Source organism: Pseudomonas sp. KCJK9016, assembly GCF_046231795.1.
GTDB classification, from domain to species: Bacteria; Pseudomonadota; Gammaproteobacteria; order Pseudomonadales; family Pseudomonadaceae; genus Aquipseudomonas; species Aquipseudomonas bananamidigenes.
Map to the genome: position 1 here is coordinate 1 of NZ_JBJJMM010000061.1, position 1614 is coordinate 1614.

A 1614-nucleotide genomic window follows, 5' to 3' on the forward strand; every position below is an offset into this window, starting at 1 on the left:
CGTCCCTGATTCGCTTGTCGCGCATCGAAGCGCACAAGCCGCTTGCCCATCGCCAGGGTTGGTTTGAATTGATCGCTGAGGAGTCTTTTTCGTGACTGACGCAAAAACTACTAAATTCCGTGACGTCGAAATCCGCGCCGCCCGCGGCAACAAGCTGACCGCCAAGAGCTGGCTGACCGAAGCACCGCTGCGCATGCTGATGAACAACCTCGACCCGGAAGTGGCCGAGAACCCGAAAGAGCTGGTGGTCTACGGCGGCATCGGCCGCGCTGCGCGCAACTGGGAGTGCTACGACAAGATCGTCGAAAGCCTGACCAATCTGAACGATGACGAAACCCTGTTGGTGCAGTCCGGCAAGCCGGTCGGCGTGTTCAAGACCCACAGCAACGCGCCGCGCGTGCTGATCGCCAACTCCAACCTCGTACCGCACTGGGCGACCTGGGAGCACTTCAACGAACTCGACGCCAAGGGCCTGGCCATGTACGGCCAGATGACCGCCGGCAGCTGGATCTACATCGGCAGCCAGGGCATCGTCCAGGGCACTTACGAAACCTTCGTCGAGGCCGGTCGCCAGCATTACGACTCCAACCTCAAGGGCCGCTGGGTTCTGACCGCCGGCCTCGGCGGCATGGGCGGCGCCCAGCCGCTGGCCGCGACCCTGGCCGGTGCCTGCTCGCTGAACATCGAATGCCAGCAGACCAGCATCGATTTCCGCCTCAAGACCCGTTACGTCGACGAGCAGGCCAAGGACCTCGACGACGCCCTGGCGCGGATTGAGAAATACACCAAAGAAGGCAAGGCGATCTCCATCGCCCTGTGCGGCAACGCCGCCGAAATCCTCCCGGAACTGGTCCGTCGCGGCGTGCGTCCGGACATGGTCACCGACCAGACCAGCGCCCACGACCCGCTCAACGGCTACCTGCCGGCCGGCTGGACCTGGGAACAATACCGCGCCCGCGCGAAGACCGAACCGGCGGCGGTGATCAAGGCTGCCAAGCAGTCGATGGCGGTGCACGTCAAAGCCATGCTCGACTTCCAGAAGCAAGGCATCCCGACCTTCGACTACGGCAACAACATCCGTCAGATGGCCCAGGAAGAGGGCGTGGAAAACGCCTTCGACTTCCCGGGTTTCGTGCCGGCCTACATCCGTCCGCTGTTCTGCCGTGGCATCGGCCCGTTCCGCTGGGCGGCGCTGTCGGGTGATCCGCAGGACATCTACAAGACCGACGCCAAGGTCAAGGAACTGATCCCGGACGACGCCCACCTGCACAACTGGCTGGACATGGCCCGCGAGCGCATCAGCTTCCAGGGTCTGCCGGCGCGGATCTGCTGGGTCGGCTTGGGCCAGCGCGCCAAACTCGGTCTGGCGTTCAACGAAATGGTCCGTCGCGGCGAGCTGTCGGCGCCGATCGTGATCGGCCGCGACCACCTCGACTCCGGCTCGGTGTCCAGCCCGAACCGCGAAACCGAATCGATGCAGGACGGCTCGGATGCAGTCTCCGACTGGCCGCTGCTCAACGCCTTGCTCAACACCGCGAGCGGCGCGACCTGGGTTTCCCTGCACCACGGCGGCGGCGTCGGCATGGGCTTCTCCCAGCACTCGGGCATGGTGAT

Annotated in this window: 1 protein-coding gene; it reads left to right on the forward strand. The window is 64.5% G+C overall.

Going from position 1 to position 1614, the window contains the following annotated elements; genetic code table 11:
- Positions 1-91: 91 nt before the first annotated feature.
- A partial coding sequence (hutU, locus tag ACK6BI_RS27965; protein ID WP_409319657.1) for a urocanate hydratase occupies positions 92-1614 on the forward strand: 1523 nt, incomplete at its 3' end.